Origin of the sequence: Nonomuraea sp. NPDC048881 (genome assembly GCF_040649795.1) — a bacterium.
Taxonomy (GTDB): Bacteria; Actinomycetota; Actinomycetes; order Streptosporangiales; family Streptosporangiaceae; genus Nonomuraea.
In genome coordinates this window covers 548,542-570,318 of record NZ_JBEZGC010000006.1, presented here as the reverse complement: position 1 = coordinate 570,318, position 21,777 = coordinate 548,542, and the positions used below count along the sequence as shown (strand labels likewise).

Annotated in this window: 21 protein-coding genes; 10 read left to right on the top strand and 11 right to left on the bottom strand. The window is 72.5% G+C overall.

Translation table 11 applies throughout. The annotated features are described in order from the left end of the window. The first annotated feature begins 65 nt into the window (after nucleotides 1-65). Together AB0C33_RS24735 and AB0C33_RS24730 are read left to right on the top strand one after the other, a co-directional pair. Nucleotides 66-671 (top strand): TetR/AcrR family transcriptional regulator, encoded by a 606-nt coding sequence (locus AB0C33_RS24735; RefSeq protein ID WP_358291749.1) that lies wholly within the window; start codon nucleotides 66-68, stop codon nucleotides 669-671. A gap of 4 nt (nucleotides 672-675) precedes the next feature. Beyond that, nucleotides 676-1,164, top strand: coding sequence for a cupin domain-containing protein (locus tag AB0C33_RS24730; protein WP_358291747.1), 489 nt, complete (start codon nucleotides 676-678; stop codon nucleotides 1,162-1,164). Nucleotides 1,165-1,168: 4 nt separating this feature from the next. Here AB0C33_RS24730 and AB0C33_RS24725 read toward each other — a convergent pair whose 3' ends face one another. Beyond that, entirely contained in the window at nucleotides 1,169-3,142 is a 1,974-nt protein-coding gene (locus AB0C33_RS24725) for a family 10 glycosylhydrolase (protein WP_358291745.1), read from the bottom strand. Nucleotides 3,143-3,369: 227 nt separating this feature from the next. On the opposite strand from AB0C33_RS24725, the gene AB0C33_RS24720 reads away from it, so the two are divergent. From AB0C33_RS24720 to AB0C33_RS24690, 7 genes are all read left to right on the top strand, one after another. Next, the gene (locus AB0C33_RS24720) at nucleotides 3,370-4,890 is read left to right on the top strand and encodes an N-acetylmuramoyl-L-alanine amidase (protein WP_358291743.1); all 1,521 of its coding nucleotides are present in this window, start codon (nucleotides 3,370-3,372) and stop codon (nucleotides 4,888-4,890) included. Between the two features lie 171 nt (nucleotides 4,891-5,061). Continuing rightward, on the top strand, nucleotides 5,062-6,069 hold the full coding sequence (locus AB0C33_RS24715) for a LacI family DNA-binding transcriptional regulator (protein WP_352358770.1): 1,008 nt from the start codon (nucleotides 5,062-5,064) through the stop codon (nucleotides 6,067-6,069). Then, the gene (locus AB0C33_RS24710; protein WP_358291741.1) at nucleotides 6,066-7,568 is read left to right on the top strand and encodes a sugar ABC transporter ATP-binding protein; all 1,503 of its coding nucleotides are present in this window, start codon (nucleotides 6,066-6,068) and stop codon (nucleotides 7,566-7,568) included. Before AB0C33_RS24715 ends, AB0C33_RS24710 begins: the two co-directional genes overlap by 4 nt. After that, complete coding sequence (locus AB0C33_RS24705) at nucleotides 7,558-8,535, top strand: ABC transporter permease (protein WP_352358766.1); 978 nt, start codon at nucleotides 7,558-7,560, stop codon at nucleotides 8,533-8,535. Before AB0C33_RS24710 ends, AB0C33_RS24705 begins: the two co-directional genes overlap by 11 nt. An 18-nt stretch (nucleotides 8,536-8,553) precedes the next feature. Then, nucleotides 8,554-9,498, top strand: coding sequence for a substrate-binding domain-containing protein (locus AB0C33_RS24700; RefSeq protein WP_358291739.1), 945 nt, complete (start codon nucleotides 8,554-8,556; stop codon nucleotides 9,496-9,498). Next, nucleotides 9,495-9,884, top strand: coding sequence for a D-ribose pyranase (gene rbsD, locus AB0C33_RS24695; RefSeq protein WP_358291736.1), 390 nt, complete (start codon nucleotides 9,495-9,497; stop codon nucleotides 9,882-9,884). The genes AB0C33_RS24700 and rbsD overlap by 4 nt, the downstream gene beginning before the upstream one ends. A 67-nt stretch (nucleotides 9,885-9,951) precedes the next feature. Further along, a complete protein-coding gene (locus tag AB0C33_RS24690; protein WP_358291734.1) occupies nucleotides 9,952-11,247 on the top strand; it encodes an MFS transporter in 1,296 nt (431 codons plus the stop codon). 1 nt (nucleotide 11,248) lies between these two features. Here AB0C33_RS24690 and AB0C33_RS24685 read toward each other — a convergent pair whose 3' ends face one another. From AB0C33_RS24685 to AB0C33_RS24670, 4 genes are read right to left on the bottom strand one after another with little or no spacing between them, the layout of a single operon-like run. Beyond that, nucleotides 11,249-12,001 (bottom strand): SDR family oxidoreductase, encoded by a 753-nt coding sequence (locus tag AB0C33_RS24685; RefSeq protein ID WP_358291732.1) that lies wholly within the window; start codon nucleotides 11,999-12,001, stop codon nucleotides 11,249-11,251. A gap of 24 nt (nucleotides 12,002-12,025) precedes the next feature. Continuing rightward, on the bottom strand, nucleotides 12,026-12,604 hold the full coding sequence (locus tag AB0C33_RS24680) for a helix-turn-helix domain-containing protein (RefSeq protein WP_358291730.1): 579 nt from the start codon (nucleotides 12,602-12,604) through the stop codon (nucleotides 12,026-12,028). Between the two features lie 49 nt (nucleotides 12,605-12,653). Further along, nucleotides 12,654-13,031, bottom strand: a complete 378-nt coding sequence (locus AB0C33_RS24675; RefSeq protein WP_358291728.1) for a hypothetical protein — start codon at nucleotides 13,029-13,031, stop codon at nucleotides 12,654-12,656. Continuing rightward, nucleotides 13,024-14,127 carry a glycosyltransferase family 9 protein gene (locus tag AB0C33_RS24670; protein WP_358291726.1) on the bottom strand — a complete coding sequence of 368 codons (1,104 nt, stop codon included), beginning with the start codon at nucleotides 14,125-14,127 and terminating at the stop codon, nucleotides 13,024-13,026. Before AB0C33_RS24670 ends, AB0C33_RS24675 begins: the two co-directional genes overlap by 8 nt. Nucleotides 14,128-14,317: 190 nt before the next feature. On the opposite strand from AB0C33_RS24670, the gene rfaE2 reads away from it, so the two are divergent. Continuing rightward, nucleotides 14,318-15,805 (top strand): D-glycero-beta-D-manno-heptose 1-phosphate adenylyltransferase, encoded by a 1,488-nt coding sequence (rfaE2, locus tag AB0C33_RS24665; RefSeq protein ID WP_358291724.1) that lies wholly within the window; start codon nucleotides 14,318-14,320, stop codon nucleotides 15,803-15,805. On the opposite strand, the gene AB0C33_RS24660 is transcribed toward rfaE2, so the two are convergent. The 6 genes from AB0C33_RS24660 to AB0C33_RS24635 all read right to left on the bottom strand — a co-directional run bounded on the left by AB0C33_RS24660 (nucleotide 15,777) and on the right by AB0C33_RS24635 (nucleotide 21,711). Continuing rightward, nucleotides 15,777-16,571: a hydrogenase maturation protease gene (locus AB0C33_RS24660; protein ID WP_358291722.1), complete on the bottom strand. Its 795-nt coding sequence runs from the start codon at nucleotides 16,569-16,571 to the stop codon at nucleotides 15,777-15,779. The two genes, rfaE2 and AB0C33_RS24660, sit on opposite strands and share 29 nt — an antisense overlap. 1 nt (nucleotide 16,572) lies before the next feature. After that, on the bottom strand, nucleotides 16,573-17,466 hold the full coding sequence (locus tag AB0C33_RS24655; RefSeq protein WP_358291720.1) for a hypothetical protein: 894 nt from the start codon (nucleotides 17,464-17,466) through the stop codon (nucleotides 16,573-16,575). After that, entirely contained in the window at nucleotides 17,454-17,873 is a 420-nt protein-coding gene (locus AB0C33_RS24650) for a hypothetical protein (RefSeq protein ID WP_352358745.1), read from the bottom strand. The genes AB0C33_RS24655 and AB0C33_RS24650 overlap by 13 nt, the downstream gene beginning before the upstream one ends. Before the next feature lie 195 nt (nucleotides 17,874-18,068). Next, nucleotides 18,069-19,178 carry an L-dopachrome tautomerase-related protein gene (locus AB0C33_RS24645; protein ID WP_358291718.1) on the bottom strand — a complete coding sequence of 370 codons (1,110 nt, stop codon included), beginning with the start codon at nucleotides 19,176-19,178 and terminating at the stop codon, nucleotides 18,069-18,071. A 39-nt stretch (nucleotides 19,179-19,217) separates the two neighbouring features. Beyond that, nucleotides 19,218-20,066 carry an alpha/beta hydrolase gene (locus AB0C33_RS24640; RefSeq protein ID WP_358291716.1) on the bottom strand — a complete coding sequence of 283 codons (849 nt, stop codon included), beginning with the start codon at nucleotides 20,064-20,066 and terminating at the stop codon, nucleotides 19,218-19,220. Between the two features lie 55 nt (nucleotides 20,067-20,121). After that, a complete protein-coding gene (locus AB0C33_RS24635; protein ID WP_358291715.1) occupies nucleotides 20,122-21,711 on the bottom strand; it encodes an IucA/IucC family C-terminal-domain containing protein in 1,590 nt (529 codons plus the stop codon). Nucleotides 21,712-21,777: the final 66 nt, after the last annotated feature.

The following is a 21,777-nucleotide window of genomic DNA, read 5'->3' as shown; positions in this document are numbered from 1 at the left end:
TACTTGGGTTGCGAAATGCCGTCCTCCGGGATTACGCTACCCAGGTAGCGAAAAGGAGGCAGGGCATGGTGGGACGGCCGCGCAGGAGTGACGTCGACGAGGGTGTGCTCAGGGCCGCCACCGAGCTGCTGCTCGCGCGCGGCTACGCCGGCCTGTCCCCCGACGAGGTCGCCGAGCGGGCCGGCATCGCCAAGACCACGCTCTACCGCCGCTGGCCGACCAAGGACCACCTGGCCCTGGCCGTCGTCAACCGGCTCCAGGACCACGACGAGATCACCGACACCGGCGACATCCGCCGCGACCTGCCCGCGTACCTGGAGAAGATCGCGGCCGGGCTCAACCGGATGCGCGCGGCCGGCCGCGCGCCCGGCGACGACGACGGGTCGGCGGGCACGGTGGCCGAGCTCGTGGCCGCCGCCGCCCGCCACGCCGACGTCGGCGAGCTGGAGCGGCAGATGTACGCCCGCCGCAACACCCTGGCCCGCGCCCTGCTCGAACGGGCCAGGGACCGCGGCCAGCTACGCGCCGACCTCGACGTGGAGGCCCTGTTCGACCAGCTTGCCGGGGCCCTGTACTACCGCGTCCTGATCACCGGCCTGCCCGTCGGCCGCGCCTACGCCGAACGCCTCGTGGAGACAGCACTCCGCGGCGCCCTCTCCGAGAACGGATAACACCATGTCGCTCATCGACCCCCGCAGCACCGCCGTCATCCGCTCCGTCGACGCCGAGGCCATCGGCGGCCCGCCCAGCACCGGCCGCATGCTGCTCGACTCCAGCGCCACCGGCGGCGCCCTGAGCACCGTGCGCATCACGCTCGGCGCGGGCGCCGACGGCGCCGTGCCGCACACCCACACCACCGCCTCCGAGATGTTCTACGTCCTCGACGGCCGGGCGCAGGTGCTGGCCGGCGATGAGGTGATCACCCTGGAGCAGGGCGACGTCGCCGTCGTCCCGCCCCACGTGGCCCACGCCTTCGCCGCGGCCCCGGGCGCCGAGGCCGACCTGCTGATCGTCATCACGCCGGGCGTCGAGCGGTTCGAGTACTTCCGCCTGCTGGCCCGGCTCAAGACCGGCGAGGCCACGCTCGAAGAGCTGCTGGCCTCGCAGGACCGCTTCGACAACCACTTCATCGACAGCCCCGCCTGGGCGAAGGCCCGCTCCTGAAGGGTCAGACCTTGGTGATGCGCACGGCGTCGGCGATCACGTAGCCGGTCGCCGAGGTCCACCGGCTCACCCCGACCACGTTGTACGTCCCGGCCGCCAGCGTGTACGTCCCCAGCACCCGCCACGCCCCGCCGCCGGCGCGCTGGTCGACGTTGACCGTCTGGTTGCCGCCCGAGGCCGCCACGATGTGCGGCGCGGAGCCGTTGTAGCCCGCGTTGGCCGGGTACCAGACCTCCACCCGATAGCTGCCCGCGCTCGGGATCGCCGCCCGGAACCAGGCCGGGTCGCTGGCCGCGACCGGGTCGGCGAAGCGGTAGTCGGCACCGTTGGCCTGGGTGGAGTAGCTGGAGGTGCCCCAGGAGGAGGAGGCCGTGAAACCGGCGTCGGCGTTGTCGATCACGACGCTGAAGCCGCCCGTGCCGCCCGCCGACCGGCCCTCGCTCGGCGCGCTCTCCTGGTGGGTCCTGCTCAGCGCGGTCACGTAGTAGGTGGACGCCCCGCCGCCCGGGTCGGTGTAGGACTTCTGCCGGGTCGTGCCGATCAGGTTGCGGGCGTCGGCGAAGAAGCACGGATCGGCCGAGGGCGGGGTGCCGGCCACGCGGTAGACCGCGTACGCCGTGCCGGAGCCGGTCCAGGTGAGCTGGACGCCGTTCGAGCCGGCGGTGGCCGCGGTGATCGCGGGCGCGGCGGGCGCGGCCCCCGAGCCCCGGGCGGGCAGCAGGGCGGGCTTGGCGTAGTGGTCGGCGACCAGCTTGGTGATCGCCCCGATCCGGTCGGCCTTGACGTCCTTGGCGCTGAAGTACACGTCACCGGCGATCTCGGGATGTTTCCTGTTGTCGTACAGGTGGTCGCTCAGCTCGGCCGGGTCCTGCCAGGCGGCCTCCTGGCCCGAGGCGCCGGCCCGGTACGCGGCCTGCCCCACGACGAGTTGCACGCCGGTGCCGCGCACGACGTCCGACCACCACGCGGTGAGCACCTCGTAGGCGGCCGTCGAGAACCCGATGTGCCAGTAGATCTGCGGCGCCAGGTAGTCGATCCAGCCCTGCTTGACCCACTGCCGGCTGTCGGCGTAGATCGCGTCGTAGGACTGGAGGCCGGAGGTGCGCGAGCCGAGCGGGTCGGTCGAGGAGTTGCGCCAGATCCCGAACGGGCTGATCCCGAACGACACCCACGACTTGGCGGTGTGGATGCGCTGGCCGAGCTCGCGGACGAGCAGGTTGACGTTGTCCCGCCGCCAGTCGGCGATGTTCGGGAACGCGCCGCCGTACTGGGCGTAGGCGGCCGAGTCCGGGATGGCCTGGCCGCTGACGGGATAGGGGTAGAAGTAGTCGTCGAGGTGCACGCCGTCCACGTCGTAGCGGGTGACGGCGTCCATGATCGCGTCCTCGATGAAGTCGCGGACCGCCGGGATGCCCGGGTTGTAGTAGAGCTTCCCGCCGTAGGCGAAGCGCCAGTCGGGGTGCTGCCGCGCGGGGTGCGTGGAGATCAGCTTGGTCGGGTCGTCGTTGTTGGCCACCCGGTACGGGTTGAACCAGGCGTGGAACTCCAGGTTCCGCGCGTGGGCCTCGCCGACCATGAACGCCAGCGGGTCGTAGCCGGGGTTCGTCCCCTGGGCGCCGGTCAGCCATTGCGACCACGGCTCGTACGGCGACGGCCAGAACGCGTCCGCCGTCGGCCTGACCTGCACGATCACGGCGTTCATGCGCTTGGCGACGGCCAGGTCGAGCCAGGCCCGGAACTCGGCCTGCTGGGCGGAGACGCTGAGCCCGGTACGGCTCGGCCAGTCGATGTTGGCGACCGAGGAGATCCACATCGCCCGGAGCTGCCGCTTGGGCGTCGCGGGATCGGTCGCGCAGGCGGCCGCTGCGGAAGAGGAGGTGGGGGCTGCGGAGGCGGGGACGGGAGCCACGGCGGCGACGACAGCGGTGACGACGGCGGCGGTGAGCGCCGCCAGGACGGTACGCAGGAGCGCGGTCACGAAAGGAAGTTTCAGTCCCCTGATCGCGGAGCGCAATAGTTTTCAGGGGCCCAACTTTCCGGCTGCCCTCCGGTCGGCGGGCGGAAAGTTTCACCTAACACGTCTGTAATGTCAATTATCGACATTGTGTCAGAGGTGACATACGTTGGGCCGCATTCGGCGGCCAAACGCGGGCCGCGGACCCGCGCCCGCGTTCCACCCGTCACCCCCCAACGAGGAGCATCCCCATGATTCTCGCCCGCACGCGATTAGCTGCCCTCGCCACGTCTGCCCTGACCGTCGCCCTGATCACCGCGGGCCAGCCCGCCGCCCAGGCCGCCCGGGAGCCCGCGCTGCCGGCCGCGTTCGCCAAGGCCGCCTCGGCCAGCGACGTACCCCGCGATCTGCTGGTCGCGCTCGCCTACGCCGAGACCCACCTCGACGACCACCAGGGCAAGCCCAGCGCCAGCGGCGGCTACGGCCTGATGCACCTGGTCAGCAACCCCACGACCCACGCGCTGGAGAAGGCCGCCCAGCTCGCCGGCCTGCCGGTCGAGAAACTGCGCTCCGACAACGCCGCCAACATCCTCGGCGGCGCCGCCCTGCTCCGCTCCTACGCCGACGAGCTCGGCCTCGACGACGCCGGCCGCAAGGACGCCGGCCGCTGGTACCAGGCCGTCGCCAAGTACGGCAACGCCTCCTCTCCGGAGATCGCCCGGCTGTACGCCGACTCGGTCTACGAGCAGCTCGGCCTCGGCATCACGGCCCGGGGCGTGACGGTCAAGCCCCAGGAGGTCACCGCCGACCGCGGCGACTACGCCAAGGCCCGCGACCTGAGCGCCCAAGGCGACGTCGGCGTGCTCAGCACCGACTACGGCCCGGCCGCCTGGGTCCCGGCCAGCTCCAGCAACTACACCGCCTCCAGCCGGCCGTCGAGCTACGCGATCGACCGCGTGGTCATCCACGTGACGCAGGGCTCGTACGCCGGGACGATCTCCTGGTTCCAGAACTCGGCCGCGCAGGTCTCGGCGCACTACGTCGTGAAGTCGTCCAACGGCGCCATCACCCAGATGGTGCGCGAGAAGGACATCGCCTGGCACGCCGGCAACTGGACGTACAACACCAGGTCGATCGGCATCGAGCACGAGGGCTACGTCAGCGAGTCCTCGTGGTTCACCGACGCCATGTACCGCGCGTCGGCGGCCCTGACCAAGGCCATCTGCGACAAGTACGGCATCCCGAAGGACCGCGCCCACATCATCGGGCACAACGAGGTCCCCGGGGCCGACCACACCGATCCGGGGCCGTACTGGAACTGGACCACGTACATGAACTACGTGACCGGCGGCGGCACGCCCTCGTGGTCCACCACGGTGGACAACGCCACCTCCGGCCAGTTCACCGCCAGCGGCAACTGGGGCACCTCCGCCTACTCCAGCCAGCGGTACGGCGCCGACTACCGCTTCTCCGACCCGGTCGCCGCCAGCGACCCCGCCTGGTACCAGGCCGCGATCCCCAGCGCGGGCACGTACAAGGTGGAGGTCTGGTACCCGTCCGATCCCGGTTACAACAGCTCGGCGCCGTACATCGTGGCGGCCTCGGGCGGCAACCAGACCGTCTACGTGGACCAGCGCTCCGGCGGCGGAGGCTGGCGCAGCATCGGCACCTTCTCGCTGAACGCCGGCACCTACAACGTCGTCGGCGTCAGCCGGTGGACGGCCGGCACGGGCCTCGTCATCGCCGACGCGGTCCGCATCAGCAAGGTCTGACGGGCCCGGGCCCGGACCCGGCGGTCCGGGCGCGGTCCGGGCAGGTCCGGAAAGGCCCGAGCCATCGAAAGCCGGCTCACACCCTCTCCCCCAGGGGTGTGAGCCATTTCACTTTGCCAATCATGTAATCGATTTCATAAGCTGGCGTGTAATCGATTACACGGAGGAACGATGGCAAGGATCAAGGACGTCGCCGCGCAGGCCGGTGTCTCCGTCGCCACGGTCTCCCGCGTGCTCAACGACAACCCCTCGGTCAACGAGGAGACCCGGCGCCGAGTTTACGACGCGATGAGCGCGCTCAACTACGTGCCGAACGCCGTCGCCCGCTCCCTGCGCACCACCGCGACCAGGACGATCGGCCTGATCATCGGCGACGTCCTGAACCCGTTCTTCACCGAGCTGGCCAGGAGCGTCGAGGACGAGGCCAGGCGCGAGGGCTTCACGGTCGTCATGGGCAACGCCGACGAGCGCGCCGACCAGCAGGACCACTACGTCCGCACGCTGCTGGAGCAGCGCGTCGACGGGCTGCTGATCTGCCCGACCGCCGAGGTCACCCCGCTGGTGCAGCAGCTGGCCGAGGCCGGCCGCCCGGTGGTGTTCCTCGACCGCACGATCTCCGGCCTCGACGTGCCCTCCGTGCGTTCCGACGGCGCCGCCGCCATCGCCGAGCTGGTCCGCCACCTGCGCGAGCAGGGCCACCGGCGGATCGCCCTGGCCTCCGGCCCGGCCACCCTGTCCACCGGCCGCGAGCGCACGGCCGCCTTCGCCGCCGCGATGGCCGCCGAGGGCCTGGAGGTGCGCCCCGAGTACGTGCGCCCCGGCGACTTCCGCGAGGGCAGCGGCCGGCGCATCACCGCCGAGCTGCTCGACCTGCCCGAGCCGCCCGAGGCGATCTTCTTCGGCGACAACCTGATGACGCTCGGCGGTCTGGAGGAGATCCAGGCCAGGGGCCTGCGCATCCCCGCCGACGTGGCCGTCGCCTCCTTCGACGACGTGACCTGGTTCAAGCACACCGCCCCGCCGATCACCGCCATCGCCCAGCCGACGGCCGAGATGGGGCGCCTGGCCGTGCGGCTCGTGATCGGCCGGATCCAGAGCGGGCAGGCGGCCGACTCGCACGTCCTGCCGGCGCGCCTGGTGATTCGCCGATCATGCGAGCGGAAAGGGATCATGGAGTGACCGCGGAGATACTCAAGGCCGAGGGCCTGCGCAAGGTCTTCCCCGGCGTCGTGGCACTCGACGGCGTCGATCTGAGCCTGCGCGCCGGTGAGGTGCACGTCCTGCTCGGCGAGAACGGCGCGGGCAAGAGCACGCTGATCAAGATCCTGTCGGGCGCGTACCGGCCGGACGGCGGGCACGTCACCGTCGACGGGCAGCCGGTGGACATCCGGTCGGCGGGCGACGCCCAGCGGCTCGGCATCGCCACCATCTACCAGGAGTTCAACCTGGTCCCCCAGCTCACCGTCGCGGAGAACCTGGCGCTCGGCCGCCCGCCGCGCCGCTTCGGGCTGGTGGACAAGAAGCGCATGGAACGGCAGGCCAAGGCACTGCTCGACCGCGTCGGCGTGGACGTCGACCCGGCGACGCCGATCTCCCGGCTCGGCATCGCCCGCATGCAGATGGTGGAGATCGCCAAGGCGCTCGCGCTCGACGCCCGCGTGCTCATCATGGACGAGCCCACCGCCGTGCTCACCTCCGGCGAGGTCGCCAAGTTGTTCACGATCGTCCGCCAGCTCCGCGACGAGGGCGTCTCGATCGTGTTCATCACCCACCACCTGGAGGAGATCGCCGAGATCGGCGACCGGGTGACCGTGCTGCGCGACGGCAGGTCCGTCACCGAGATCCCCGCCGACACCGCCCAGGACGAGCTGGTCAGGCTCATGGTGGGCCGCCCGATCGACCAGCAGTTCCCGCGGCAGGCCGCCGAACGCGGCGAGGCCCTGCTCAAGGTCTCCGGCCTCGGCCGCAGGGGCGTCTTCGACGACGTCTCGTTCGAGGTGCGCGCGGGCGAGGTGGTCGGGGTCGCCGGACTGGTCGGCGCGGGCCGCACCGAGGTCGCGCGGGCCGTCTTCGGCGCCGACCGCTACGACACCGGCGAGGTGGTCGTCCGTGGCACCCGCCTGGCGCCCGGCGACGTGCACGCCGCCATGGAGGCCGGGCTCGGCCTGGTCCCCGAGGACCGCAAGGGCCAGGGCCTGGTGCTCGGCGCGGACGTCGCCGAGAACCTGGGCCTGGTCACCATGCGCGCCGCCACCCGCGCCGGCTTCGTCGACCGCGCCGGCCAGCGCAGGGCCGCCGGGAAGGTGGCCGAGCAGCTCGGCATCCGGATGACCGGCCTGGACCAGGAGGTCCGCACGCTGTCCGGCGGCAACCAGCAGAAGGTCGTCATCGGCAAGTGGCTGGTCGCCGACGCGGGCGTGCTCATCCTCGACGAGCCGACCCGCGGCATCGACGTCGGGGCCAAGGTCGAGATCTACCAGCTCATCAATGCGCTCACCGCCTCCGGGCACGCCGTGCTCATGATCTCCAGCGATCTGCCGGAGGTGCTCGGCATGAGCGACCGCATTCTGGTCATGGCCCGCGGCAGGCTCGTCGGCGAGCTGCCCGCGGCCGGGGCCACGCAAGACGACGTCATGGCCCTCGCGGTCACGGATGTGGAGGGTCCCCGTGCCAAGTAGCACCGTTCCGAACAAGCTCACCGGCCGCCGGTCGCCCGCCGCGGCCTGGTTCGCCGAGAACGGCGCGCTCGCCGCGCTCGTCGTGCTGGTCGTGGCGCTGTCGTTGTTGTCCTCCGACTTCCTCAGCGTGACGAACCTGCTCAACGTCGGCGTCCAGGCGGCCGTCACCGCGATCCTGGCCTTCGGTGCCACGTTCGTGATCGTCACCGGCGGCATCGACCTGTCCGTCGGCTCGGTCGCCGCGCTGTCGGCGATCGTGCTGGCCTGGACGGCCACCAGCGCCGGGCTGCCGTGGCCGGTCGCCGTCGTGGTCTCGCTGGCCGTCGGCGTCGTGTGCGGCCTGGTCAACGCCGCCCTGATCGCGTACGGCAAGCTGCCGCCGTTCATCGCCACGCTGGCCATGCTGGGCATCGCCCGCGGTCTGGCGCTGGTCATCTCGCAGGGCAGCCCGATCGCGATGCCCGACTCGGTCTCGCACCTGGGCGACACGCTCGGCGACTACCTGCCGATCCCGGTGCTGGTGATGCTGGTCATGGGCGTGATCGCGGCCGTGGTGCTCAACCGCACGTACCCGGGCCGGGCCATGTACGCCATCGGCGGCAACGAGGAGGCCGCCCGGCTGTCCGGCATCAAGGTCAACCGGCAGAAGCTCATCACGTACGCGCTGTCCGGCGTCTTCGCGGCGGTGGCCGGCATCGTCCTGGCCAGCCGGCTGGCCTCGGCGCAGCCGCAGGCCGCGGCGGGCTACGAACTGGACGCGATCGCGGCCGTCGTCATCGGCGGCGCGAGCCTGTCCGGCGGCAAGGGCAGGGCGCTCGGCACCTTCGTCGGCGCGCTCATCCTCGCCGTGCTGCGCAACGGGCTGAACCTGCTGTCCGTCTCGGCGTTCTGGCAGCAGGTCGTGATCGGCGTGGTGATCGCGCTCGCGGTCCTCGTCGACACCCTGCGGCGCAGGGGAACGAACTAGGAAAAGGAAGTAAAGATCATGCGGATTCCCGCGATTGTCATGGCCGGCGCCGCGCTCACGCTCGGCCTGGCCGCCTGCGGCTCCTCCGGCGACGGGGGCTCCGGTGGCACGTCCTCGGGGGGCGGGGACATCAAGATCGGCATGTCGGTGTCGACCCTGAACAACCCCTACTTCGTGCAGCTGCGCAGCGGCGCGGAGGCGGAGGCCAAGAAGGAGGGCGTCACGCTGACCGTCACCGACGCCCAGAACGACGCCTCCCAGCAGGTGAACCAGGTCCAGAACTTCACCAGCCAGAACATGAAGGCGATCATCGTCAACCCGGTGGACTCCGACGCGGCGGCCCCGGCGGTCAAGGCGGCGGACCGGGTCAAGATCCCGGTGATCGCGGCCGACCGCGGCGTCAACGGCGCGGAGGTGGCCCAGACCGTGGCCTCCGACAACGTGGCCGGCGGCAAGCTGGCCGCCCAGGAGCTGGCCAAGCAGCTCGGCGAGAAGGGCAGCGTGGTCGTGCTGCAGGGCACGGCGGGCACGTCCGCCTCGCGCGACCGGGGCCAGGGCTTCGCCGAGGGCATCGCCGCGTACCCGAACATCAAGGTCGTGGCCAAGCAGCCGGCCGACTTCGACCGCACCAAGGGCCTGGACGTCATGACCAACATGCTCCAGTCGAACCCCGGCATCACCGGCGTCTTCGCCGAGAACGACGAGATGGCGCTGGGCGCGATCAAGGCCCTGGGCGCCAAGGCGGGCCAGCAGGTCAAGGTCGTCGGCTTCGACGGCACCCCCGACGGCCTGAAGGCGGTGCAGGCGGGCACGCTGGCCGCCAGCGTCGCCCAGCAGCCGTCGCTGCTCGGCCAGCAGGCGGTGCAGGCCGCGGTCAAGGCCGCCAAGGGCGAGACCATCGACAAGACGGTGGCCGTGCCCGTCAAGGTGGCGACCAAGGAGAACGTCGCGGACTTCCAGTGAAACGCGCGGGGATTCTGAACGCCGAGCTGGCGGGGGCCATGGCCCGGCTCGGCCACACCGACCAGGTGCTGGTCTGTGACAGCGGGATGCCCGTGCCGCCCGGCGTGCGGGTGGTCGACCTGGCCTTCCTGCCGGGCATCCCGGCCTTCGCCGACGTGCTCGACGGGCTGCTCGCCGAGCTCGTCGTCGAGGGGGCCACGGCGGCCGAGGAGGTGCGCGCGGGCAACCCCGGCTGCGCCGAGCTGCTCGCCGCCCGGCTGCCGGGGCTGGCGTACGTGCCGCACGAGGAGCTGAAGCGGCTGTCGGCGGGGGTGCGGCTGGCCGTCCGCACCGGAGAGGCCACGCCGTACGCGAACGTGATCCTGCGGTGCGGGGTGGCGTTCTAGGGACGCCTGCCCCGGCCCACTGGGAAGCGGGCGGAGGAAGATCTACTCTGGCGTCGAGGGAGGCGCCATGACCCACGAGGCAGCAGAGCCGGACCCCGCCCAACTCCGTCGCGTCGCCATGGCGAGCGCGGTCGGCACCACGATCGAGTGGTACGACTACTTCATCTACTCCACGGCCGCCGCGCTGGTCTTCGGCTCCCAGTTCTTCTCCCCGCTCTCGCCCGCGTCGGGCACCCTGGCCGCGTTCGCCACGCTCGGCGTCGGGTTCCTGGCCCGGCCCGTGGGCGGCCTGGTGTGGGGGCACTTCGGCGACCGGCTCGGGCGCAAGGCGATGCTGGTCGCGTCCCTTTTGCTGATGGGCGCGGCCACGGTCGGCGTCGGGCTGCTGCCCACCTACGACCGGATCGGGGTGGCGGCCCCGATCCTGCTGCTGGTCCTGCGGCTGCTCCAGGGGCTCAGCGCCGGCGGCGAGTGGGGCGGCGCGGCGCTGCTCGCCGTCGAGCACGCCCCGCCCGGCAAGCGCGGCCGCTACGGGCTGTACTCCCAGGTGGGCGTGCCCGCCGGGCTGATCCTGGCGCAACTGGTGTACGTCGCGGTGACGGCCGGGCTGTCGGAGGCGCAGTTCGCGAGCTGGGGCTGGCGGCTGCCGTTCCTGTTCAGCATCGTGCTGGTCGCGGTCGGGCTGTTCATCAGGCTGCGGGTGACCGAGACGCCGGTGTTCCGGGCGCTGTCCGCCGAGCAGGCCCGCAGCAGGCGGCCCGTCCTCGACGTCTTCCGCGAGCGGCCGCGGGCGCTGCTGCTCGCCTCGGCCAGCTTCGTCGCCAACACCGCGATCGGCTACGTGTTCCTCGCCTACCTGCTGTCCTACGGCACCCAGGTGCTGAAGGTCAGCAGGAACCTCATGCTCGTGGTGGTGATCGTCGGCAGCCTGACCTGGCTGGCCGGGATCGTGGCCACGGCGATCTGGTCCGACCGGATCGGCCGCAAGCCGGTCTACCTGGCCGGCTCGGTGCTCCTCGTGGTCTGGGCCGTGCCGTTCTTCCTGCTGGTGGACACCAGGGTGGCGGCGCTGATGGTGGTCGCCGTGGTGGTGCTCAACGTGGGGCTCGCCGCGACGTACGGGCCGCAGTCGGCGCTGTTCGCCGAGATGTTCGAGCCCCGCTACCGCTACAGCGGGGTCTCCTTCTCGTACGCGGTCGGCGCGCTGCTCGGCGGCGGGTTCGCCCCGCTGGTCGCGACCGCCCTGCACGAGGCGACCGGCACGTCGTTGTCGGTGTCGGCGTACATGGCGGGGGTCGGGCTGATCAGCCTGGTGGCGGTGCTGGCCATGAAGGAGACCCGGCCGCCCGTGACCGTCGGCTGAGTCAGGCCGTGGCGCCGCCGTCGATCACGTGGTCCTGGCCGACGACGAAGCTGGACTCCGGCGAGGACAGCCACAGCGCGGCGGCGGCGATCTCCTCCGGGGTGGCGACGCGGCCGATGGGCAGGGCGTGCCGCATGCGCTCGTCGCGCTCGGCCGGCGTCTCGCCGGGACGCGTGGACATGGGCGAGTCGATGGGGCCGGGGCTGACGGCGTTGACGCGGACGCCGTCGGCGATGTGGTCGCGGGCGGCGGTGCGGGTCAGGTGGCTCACCGCGGCCTTCGAGGCGGCGTAGGCGGCGGCCCCGGGCAGCCGCCAGTGGGCGCCGAGGTTGCTGGCCACGTTGACGATCACGCCGCCGCCGTGCTCGCGCATGTAGGCGATCTCGTGCTTCATCGACAGGAACACGCCCTTGAGGTTCACCGCGAGCACGGTGTCCCAGGTGTCCTCGTCGTAGTCGGCCACCGGGGCCAGCATGCCGAAGACGCCGGCGGCGTTCAGCGCCACGTCGAGCCCGCCGTAACGGGTGACGGCGGCCTCCACCATGGCGGCGACGGAGGCCGAGTCGGTGACGTCCGCGGTGAAGCCGGTGGCCCGGCCGCCCGCCGCCTCGATCTCCTTGACCACCGCGCCGAGCCGCGCGGTGTCCCGCCCGGCGGCCAGCACGGACGCGCCCTTCCTGGCGTACGCCAGCGCGGCGGCCCGGCCCACGACCCCGGTGGCCCCGGTGACAAGCACGACTTTTCCTTCGAACACGACAAGCTCCTAGAACGATCGGTCTCAAATTTGCACGGCAATCATGGCCTGTTCGACCGCGTCGCGCAGGCGGCGCGGGTCCGGGTCGGCCCGCCCGAGCACGCGCAGGCCCTGGAGCAGCACGAGCAGGAACCGGGCCAGCGCGTAGGGGTCCTTCGACTCGGGGATCTCCCCCTGGGCGCGGGCGCGCACCAGCGCGGCGGCGAGCGCGGTCTCCAGCTCGGCCCAGCTCGCCGTCACCCGGCGGGCCAGCTCGGCGTCGCGCGAGGCGAACTCCACGGCCGTGTTGACGACCATGCAGCCGCGCCGCAGCTCGTCGGCGAGGATCTCGGCCACGTAGGCGTCGAGGAAGGCGCGCACGGCCGGCACCGCGGGCCCCGGCTGGGCCAGCGGCTCGACCACGTTGCGCCGGGCCAGGTAGCGCTCCAGCGCCTTGACGTAGAGCTCCCGCTTGCCGCCGAAGGTGCCGTAGATGCTGGCCCGCGCCAGCCCCAGCCGCTCCACCAGGTCGGCCATCGAGGTCGCCTCGTAACCGCGCTCCCAGAACAGGTCGAGCGCCCGGTCGAGCGCGACCTCGGGATCGAACTCCTTGCTGCGTGCCACGCGGCGAAGCTACCACATTCAAGAACGAACGGTCTAGTTCGAAGAGCCTCTACGGTTCGCGGAACTCCGGGGCCTGGCCGTCGTCCGGCGGGTTCTGGGGCGGGTTGAGGTATTCGAGCGGCGTGTCGTCGGCGACGGCCCGCTCGGCGGCGGCGGTCTCCTCCACCGGCCGCTGCCGCGGGATGCTCAGCAGGCCCAGACTGTCCTGCTCGCCGCGCCGCCTGATGACGTCGTTGATCGCCTCGGCCATCTCCTCCCTGGAGTAGCTGCCCTCGGGCACCTCGTTGAGATGGGCCAGCATGTCGGCGGGGATGTGCACGTGCGCGGAGACCCGCGCGTACACCTCGCGCATCGCCACCCGGTCCCGTCCCTGGAACGCCTCGTCCAGGGCTTCCTGCAGTTCGTCCAGTACGGCCTGGTCAGTCATCGCGATATCCCTTCAGTAGGTCTTCGGCCTGTTCTGTCACGTCGTCCACCGAGACGTCGGTGACCCACGTCCCGTCGTGCTCGCAGCGTTCGGCCTCCGCGTCCACGCCGCTCGCGCCGCAGGTCGGGCACCGGGTGGTCCAGGAGATCAGCGGCCGGTGCGCGGTCCTGCTGAGCGGCCCGGCGTTGATGACGTTGACGCACGAGTAGACGGCGACCGTGGGCGTGCCGACGGCCGCGGCGAGGTGGCGCGGGCCGGTGTCGTTGGCGACCACCAGGGCGCAGCGCTCGTACAGGGCGGCCAGGCCGCCGAGGGTGAGCGTCCCGACGACGGGGAGCACCGGGTGCGCCCGCCCGCGCATCGCCGCGACCGTCGCCTCCACCAGGTCCTTCTCGGCCCAGCTCCCGGTCACCGCGACGGGCCGGGCCAGCCGGTCGGCCACCTCGGCGAAACGTTCGGGGGGCCAGCGCCGCCGCGGGTCCGTCGCCCCCGGATGCAGCGCGACCAGCCCGGACGGCGGCTCGCCGAACGACTCGGCCAGCTCCGCCCGGTCGCGGGCGGTGACGGCCACCAGCGGTTCGAGCCGCTCGGCGACCCCGCCGACCAGCTCGGCGACCTGGAGGAAACGCAGCGTCTCGTGCTGGAAGTACGTGTAGGGCACCCACCGGTCCAGCTCCTCGGCGTCCGGGGAGCGCAGCCCGGCGGTCACCCGCGCCCCGAGCGAGCGCACGAACGGGTTGGAGAAGCGCCCGCCGCCGTGAATCTGCACCGCCAGGTCGAACGCCCGTTCCCGCAGCTCGGCGCGGGCCCCGCCGGGCACCGGGTAGCCGGTCTCCGACGTCGAGACCCCCGTGATCGGCGGCAGCGCCACCACGTCGTCCACCGGTCCCGGCCGCCCGGACAGGAACTCGGCGTGCCACGGCGTGCCGAGCAGGGTGAGCCGGGCGTCGGGGTAGGCCAGCTTGATCGCCTCTATGGCCGGCAACGCGACCAGGTAGTCGCCGATCGCGTTGGCCCGTAGGACGGCGATGCTCCGCACGCCCTCGACCAGGCCCGGCCGGGCCGTCATGGGGTCCCCGGCATGTAGTCGTAGCATTCCGCGCTCCTGTCCGCGACAGTGGTCGGCAGCTCCAGGCGGCAGGCCCGCCTGGGCGGCAGCCCGGTGTCCGAAGGGCCGTACATAGCGGCCGGGCTACCCGGCAGGGATGGCCCATAACTTCGGTTTCGGACTAACCTATTTGAGCTGGTATGCGTTTGAGCTGGGCTTTTACAGGTACTCGCCCTCTATGGGCACCCTGAGGGAAGAGACGGTCAGCGCGGTCGTCGTCGGCGACGTCATGCTCGACTCGTGGCTGCACGGCTCGGCCAAGCGGCTGGCCCAGGAGGCGCCGGTGCCCGTGATGAGCCTGGAGGCGGTCGAGGACGCGCCGGGCGGCGCCGGCAACACCGCGGCCAACCTGGCGGCGCTGGGGGCGCGCGTCCGGCTCGTCGGCGTCGTGGGCGACGACGCCTGCGGCGACCAGCTCGTCCAGGCGTTGCGGCTGCTCGGCGTGGAGACGGACCTGCAGGCGGTGCCGGGGCGGCGGACCGCGCACAAGCGGCGGCTGGTCACCAGCGGCCAGCTCACCGCCCGCTACGACGAGGAGGACCTCGACGTCATCCCGCCCGAGGCCGAACGCGCGCTGCTGGCCCGCGTCTCCGCGGCCGTGGCCGGCGCGGACGTCGTCGTGGCCTGCGACTACGGCGGCGGCGTGTTCACCCCGGCGGTGCGCCGGGCGCTGGCCGGGCTGCCGCTGCTCGTGGTGGACGCGCACGCGGTCGCGCCCTGGGTCGAGTGCGCGCCGGCGGCGGTGCTGCCCAACTACGCCGAGGTGGTGGGCCTGCTCGGCGAGGTGGACGCCGCGGCCGATCGACCGGCGTACCTGATGGCGCGCTCCGCGCAGATCCTGGCCGCCACCGGGGCCGGGATCGTGGTGACCACCCTGGACGGCGAGGGCACGCTGCTGCACCGGGCCGGCTGCCCGCCGTACCGGACCTACGCCCGGCCCGCGCCGCAGCACATGGCGACCGGCGCGGGCGACACCTACACCGCGGCCTTCTCGCTCTGGCTGGCCGCCGGCGCGACGCCGGAGGAGGCCGCCGAGGCGGGCCAGGCCGCGGCCGGGGTGGTCGTACGCCGTTCCGGCACGTCCATCTGCACCCGCTACGAGCTGCTGCGCGCCCTGCGCCGCCAGGAGGGCACCGTGCAGGCGGCCGAGCGCCTGGCCCAGCTCCTGGACGAGCACCGGCGCAGGGGCGAGCGGATCGTGTTCACCAACGGCTGCTTCGACGTGCTGCACCGGGGCCACGTCAGCTACCTGGAGCAGGCCGGGCAGCTCGGGGACGTGCTCGTGGTCGCGGTCAACAGCGACGCCAGCGTCACCCGGCTCAAGGGCCCTGGACGCCCGCTCAACCCGTGCGAGGACCGCATGTCGGTGCTGGCCGCCCTGAACGACGTGGACTACGTGACCGAGTTCGACGAGGACACCCCGGAACGCCTGCTCAGGCTCATCAGGCCGGAGATCTACGTCAAGGGCGGCGACTACACCCCGGAGATGCTGCCGGAGGCGCCGCTGGTGCGCTCGCTCGGCGGCGAGGTGCTGGTGCTGGACTACCTGCCCGACCGCTCGACGACCGCCATCATCGGCCGCATGCGCTCGGTGCCGGGCGCCCCGGACGGTGCCACGCCCGTTCCGCCGGACGGGGTCAGGCCCGTTCCGCCAGCACGTCCATGACCAGCGAGCGCACCATGCGCACCGCCTCCTCGACCGCCCCGCGCACCGGCTCGCTCAGCTCCACCAGCACGTCGTCGGTGACCAGCCGGGCCGGCTCGCAGCACAGCACGAGCACCCGCGCGGGCACCCGGCCGAGCTCGCGGGCCATGCGCAGCACCTTGACCGGGTCGAGGCCGTGGCTCTCGGCCCCGATGCCGCCGGGGCCGCCCGGGCCGGGCATGTCCGGTTCGAGCATGTCCGGTTCGAGCAGGGTGAGCGTGCCCGGCGGCTCGCCGCGCGGCGCGGCGTCCACGAGGATCGCGGCCTCGTAGTCGCGCTGGAGCGCGTAGGCCAGGTCGAGGCCGCGGCTGCCGAAGTCGAGCACGTCGGCGGGCAGGTCGTCGTCGGCCAGGCGGCGCACGACCTCGACGCCGAAGCCGTCGTCGCCGAGGAAGACGTTGCCGATCCCGGCCACCAGGACGCGCGGGCGGCAGCCCCCTCCGACGGGTTCGAGCTCCTCGGCCGAGTAGAAGAACCGGTGGCACGGCAGCCTGGACTCGCCCAGGTCGCGCAGCGGATCGCCGGCGAGCGTGACGCCGACGTGGAAGCCGCCGACGTCGTCCCGCTCGACGCTCTCGATCACCGCCAGGCGGCCGTCGAGCGCGAGGTCGAGGATGTCGGCGCGGCTCTTCGGGCGCAGGCGCACCCGGCTGCCCGGGGCCAGCCGCACGCCGTCGACGATCGCCTCGGCCGGGGCCGGCCGTTCCGTGGGGTACCGAGTGTCCATGTCACGTCTCCCGCATGGTGCCGTGCAGGCGCATGAGCTCTTCCGGGGTGAGCGCGGCGCAGTGGTCGAGGAGCTGGTCGATCTCCGTGGCGTCGAACGTGCCGCTCTGAGGCGCGACCTTGGGATGGTCGTAGAGGATGACCGGGGCCGACAACATCGTGTGCCGGTCGCCCTCCTCGCCCACCAGCACCGGCCAGGTGCCGATGTTGTGGCAGCCCGCGGCGAGCGCGCGCAGCCCGTCGGGCGGCTCCGTCAGCGAGACGAACCGGCCGCCCGGCGAGCTCACGACCGTGTGCGCGGAGATCAGGGTGTGCTTCATGGCCTCCGCGCGCGAGTCGCCCTGCCACGGGCTGGTGTTCGCCACCCGGACGGTGAGCCGGAACAGGCCCTCGCGCAGCCGCTCGGCGAACACCTCGGCCCGGCCGCTCAGCGCCTCCCAGCCGCGCAGCAGCACGCCCTCGCCGTCGAGCCATTCGGCCCGCTGGCCCGGCGGCACGTGGATCTCCATGCCGGTCGGGCAGGCCAGCAGGTCGGCCAGGCGCAGCCCGGTCTCGGCCACCTCGCGCTCCTTGGCCTCCTCCCTGGGCAGGTGGCGGGCGCCGCCGACGGTCAGCTCGGGCACGCGGACCAGCTCGCCCTCGCGCCGCACGGCCACCTCGCAGGTGACCAGGTGCAGGAAGCGCACGTGCACGTCCACGACGTCGTCGCCGCCGGCCTCCAGCAGGCACTGGGTCTGGGTCAGCCACGGGTTGCCCTCGTGCGCCCGGCCGTAGGACTCGGGGTGCACGCCGCCGAAGTTCCAGCGCCGCCGGTCGGGCGGGGCGGAGTGGCGGCTGGGCCACAGCAGGTAGCCCCCGTAGAGGACGGCGCGGGCGATGCGCCTCACGTGGTCCATCTGCCGGCCCCCACGCCGGGCGCCGACCGGACGATCTCGACCTGCTCGACCTCGGGGGCCGCGTCGCGCACGGCCCGGCGGACCGCGTCCGCCGAGCTCCCGTCGTCGTCCGGGAGCCGCAGGCGTACCAGGTCGCCCTCGACGGCGATCACCTCGGCGGCGGTGCCGCGCAGCGCGTCCTCGACCCGGGTCCGCACGTCGATCGGGTGGAGGTCGTGCAGCAGCAGCAGGTGTGCGACCACGTCGTCGGCGGCCAGCCGGGCGGCCAGGTCGTCGTCGGCCGCTGCCATGATCCGCGTCAGGCCCTCGCCGTAGAGGTCGAGCAGGGCCTGGGCCAGCTCGACGGCGGGCGGTTCGGCCCGTTCGAGCAGGCTCTCGATCCTGCCGATGCGTGCGTTCAGCGACATGACGCCCCCAGGACGGTCACGCCGTCAGGAAACCAGTCGTATTTAGCGGCATTCATCGGCCTTAAGCCCCCCAAGTGGCCATTGCAGAGGTTCAGCGATGGCGTCGATCGGTATCCGATCAGTACCTCTACGTAGCGGGCATACCGCGTCGACGAAGGCGGCAAACCATGACCCGGACCCTGCGCGCCCGCGGCGCTAGACCAGACGGACCGGTCCGGCGTCGATCGGCACCCGGAACAGCGCGTACGGGTACCGCCGCCGGTCCTGCCCCTCCTGGAACCTGGCCTGCCGGTGCAGCTGGTTGGCGGTCACGTACAGGTGGCCGTCGGCCACCGACAGCGTGTCCGGCCACAGCAGGCGGGCGTCGTGCACCAGGGTGTCGATCGTGCCGTCGGGCGTCCGGCGCAGCACCGCGTTGTGCTCCCAGTCGGTCAGGTAGATGCGCCCGGCGTCGTCGGCCTCCAGGCCGTCGGCCGAGCCGCCCTTGTCGCCCTCGTCCCTGACCGTCGCTGCCACTTCGGCGTCGTCCAGCGTGCGGTCTACCAGGGCGTCCGTGGACACGCTGTACCAGCGGCGGGAGAGCAGCGGGCAGTACCAGAGCCGCTCGCCGCCGGCCGGGAGCGCGATGCCGTCCGACCCCATCAGGACGGGCGACGGCGGCCCGTCCTGCGGCCGTTCCATGAACGGCCGGCCCTCCACGACCGGCACGAAGTCCGGCGGCCGCGCCGCCTTGGTGCTCGGGTGGTCGTGCAGCCGGCGCCACGCCTGCCCGCTGGCCAGATCGACCACGATGATCCCGTTGGGCCCCTTGTCGGCGGAGTCGGTGAGGTAGGCGACGCCTTTGCGCAGGTCGAACCGCACGTCGTTGAGATAGGACGTCTCCAGGGCGACACCGCGGTCGAACATGATGACCTTGACCACGGTGTCGGTCTCCAGATCCACGCAGACGAGCTTCGGCCCGCCCTTCCTGGTGGGCCGGAACATCGGGCTGCCGGTGTCGAGGATCCACAGCCGGTCCAGGGGATCGACGACCACGCTCTGCACCGAGACCAGCCACTTCGACGGCTCGTCGGCCTCGGCGTTCCACTCCTGGTCGGGATAGGGGACGGCCTTGCCGTCCCGCAGCTCGACCACGGTCGCCGGAACGTCGTCACCCCATTTGGGGAAGTTCACGAATATCCGGCCGGCACGGGAGACCGTGACGCCGGTCGGCATCGGGCCGGACTCGAAGGCGTGCACGAGTTCCAGCTTCCCGATGGGCTGATCGACCGGCTGAACGCCGTCGCGGCCGTTCCCCTTCGCCATGTTCCCCCCGTTCCCCGATCCGCCGGGCATCTGCCCAGCTCAGGCCGGGAGAAACAGCGCCCTCTCCAGCCAGGGCCGCAGGATGGGCAGCACGTTCGCGGCCTGCATGGCCCCGGCGTGGTCGAGCCCGTCGAGCACCTCGACGTCCCAGCCCAGCGCCTCGATGGCGGCCCGCTCGCGGAGCACCGGGCCGGCGATGCTGACGCGGGCGCCGCCCCACCGCTCGTCGTAGACGATCTCGTCGGCGGAGCCGACGAAGCACAGGCGGGGACAGGACAGGCGCACCTGGCTGTCGTCGAACCCGCGCAGCGCCCGGTACAGGGTGGCGAACTGCCTGGCCTGGCCCTCGCTCAGCGTCACCTCGGTCGAGGACCAGTCGCCCGGCTCGCCCGTCCCCGTGGCCGGCGGCGTGGCGGTCTTCGGCGCGACGGCCATCCGGTACGTGGCCTCGGTGACCTTCAGCATCTCGGAGTAGGGCCCGCCGAGCGGCGGGTAGCCACCCATGACCAGCGCCGAGAGCCGGTCGGTGCGCAGGGCGAGCTGGAGCCCGCTGAGCGCCAGCCAGGAGTAGCCGTAGTAGGCGAACCGGTCGGCCCCCACCGCGTCGGCCACCGCCAGCATGTCGGCCGCCACGTTGTCGGGGGTGAGCGTGTCCGGCTTGGGATGGGCCAGGACGTGGCCCTCGTAGTCGAAGGCCACGACGCGGAAGCCGTCGGACAGGCCGTCGATGAGCGAGCGGCCCAGCGCGGGGTCGGCCCCCCACTTCCGCATCTCCTCGGCCGCCTCGCCCTCGATCGGCTTGGGGTTGACGGCCAGGAGCAGGACCGGGCCCGAGCCGTGGACCTCTGTCTCGATGGTGCTTCCGTCGTGCAGCGTCGCCGTGGTCACCGGGAGCCTCCGTGAATTCCATACACCGTAAACTGTTGTCCTCGGCGAGGATAGCTTATGGCGTAAAGAGTCGCAAAGGGCTGGGCGTCGGCACGCAGCGCATGTCGGCGCCGTCCGCCTCCAGCCAGCGCAGCAGCAGGTTGGCCTTGGCGGGCACGTACGCGCCGGCCAGCAGCTCCCGCAGCTCCTCGGGCTCGCCGTGGTCCTCGGCGCAGCCGGCGAACACCGATCTCGCCTCGGCCCACAGCTCGGCCCGCAGCTCCGGGTGCCGCTCGGCCACGGCTCCGGCGATCTCGCAGAGGTTGTTGACGACCAGGCAGTACAGCAGCCGTTCCCAGCCGTAGGCGGGGCTCACGACGGGCGTGCGGGCGCCGGGCAGGCTGTGGCGGTCCGCGGTCAGCTTGACGCCCTCGTGGTCGCGGAAGATCGCCTGGCCGGGCAGGCCCCGCTCGTCCACGCCGATGAGCACGTTCTGCAGGTGGCATTCGAGCACCACGCCGTGGCGGAAGTAGGCGTGCAGCACCGGTGGCACGACGTGGTCGAGGTAGCGCCGCCACCATCCGAGCGCCTCGGCGGCGTCGAGGCCGTCCAGCGGGTTGCCGGGGAAGCCCTCGCTGACCCCGGCGGCCAGCAGCGCCGTCAGCCCCGGCCGCAGGTGCCCGCCCAGGCCGTCGCGGACGATCACCGCCAGCGCCTCGCCGCCGTCCCCGTCCAGCTCCAGGCTGCGGTAGCCGCGGTCGCCGAGGACGGCGGGCCGCGGCCGGTGCGCGGGCAGGTCGTCGAACGCCACGCCCAGCAGGTCGTCGATCAGGCCCAGCCAGCGCAGGTCGTGCAGCCACAGGCGGCGGATGTCGTTGGTGATCCGCACGTCCAGGCTGAACTTGCAGAACAGGTCCGCCTCCGGCAGGTACACCGTGCGGATCGAGGCCGTCGCCACCGCCCGCGCGGGTGTGACGCCGAGGTGGCGCAGCTCCTTCAGCCCGCCCAGCAGCTCCACCTGCCAGGGGTGGGCGGGAAGCAGCGTCAGGCCGTCGGGGGCGGGCGGGCCGAGCCGGTCGAGCGCGCTCGCGTCGCCCTGCTCGACCAGCGCCTCGGCGGGCACCCCGAGCAGCGGCAGCGCGAAGCTCGCGCGCGCCTCCGGCGAGTAGGGCAGCCAGGCGTCCGGGCCCGATCCGCCGCGCGCCTTGGGGGCCGGGTGGTAGCGGTGACCGGCGACGAGCGCCTGCTCCGAGCGCAGGTACAGGTCGGCGGGCGGCGTGGTGGCGCGCTGGGCCGACAGCAGCGCGGCCATGACGTCCCTGCTCTCCATGATCTCCTTGGCCAGGGACGGGTTGGCGTGGCCGGTGCGCGTCCGCAGCTCGTCCTCGGTGAGCGCCACCAGGCCGGCCAGGGAGAGCGGGCGCGGGCCGTCGGGGGTGCGCAGGGCGGGGGCGCCGGGGTACCGTCCGGGGCGGACGTGCAGGACCTGCCCGGTCGCGGGCAGCACCCACACGTCGTCCTCGGCGGCCGCGGGTTCGGCCACCTCGCGGAGCAGGCAGTTGAGCAGGGCCGTCACCGCGAGGGCCGTGGCCCCGTCCGCGGCCTGGTGGTCTTGCGCCTCGGGTGCCGGACCGGCCGGCGGGAGGAGGCCGTCGATATATGCCATGGCGACCTGTCCTACCCTTTTGTACCGATCAGTGTCCACAGGGTTCTCACCTGGGCATGTTCCTGA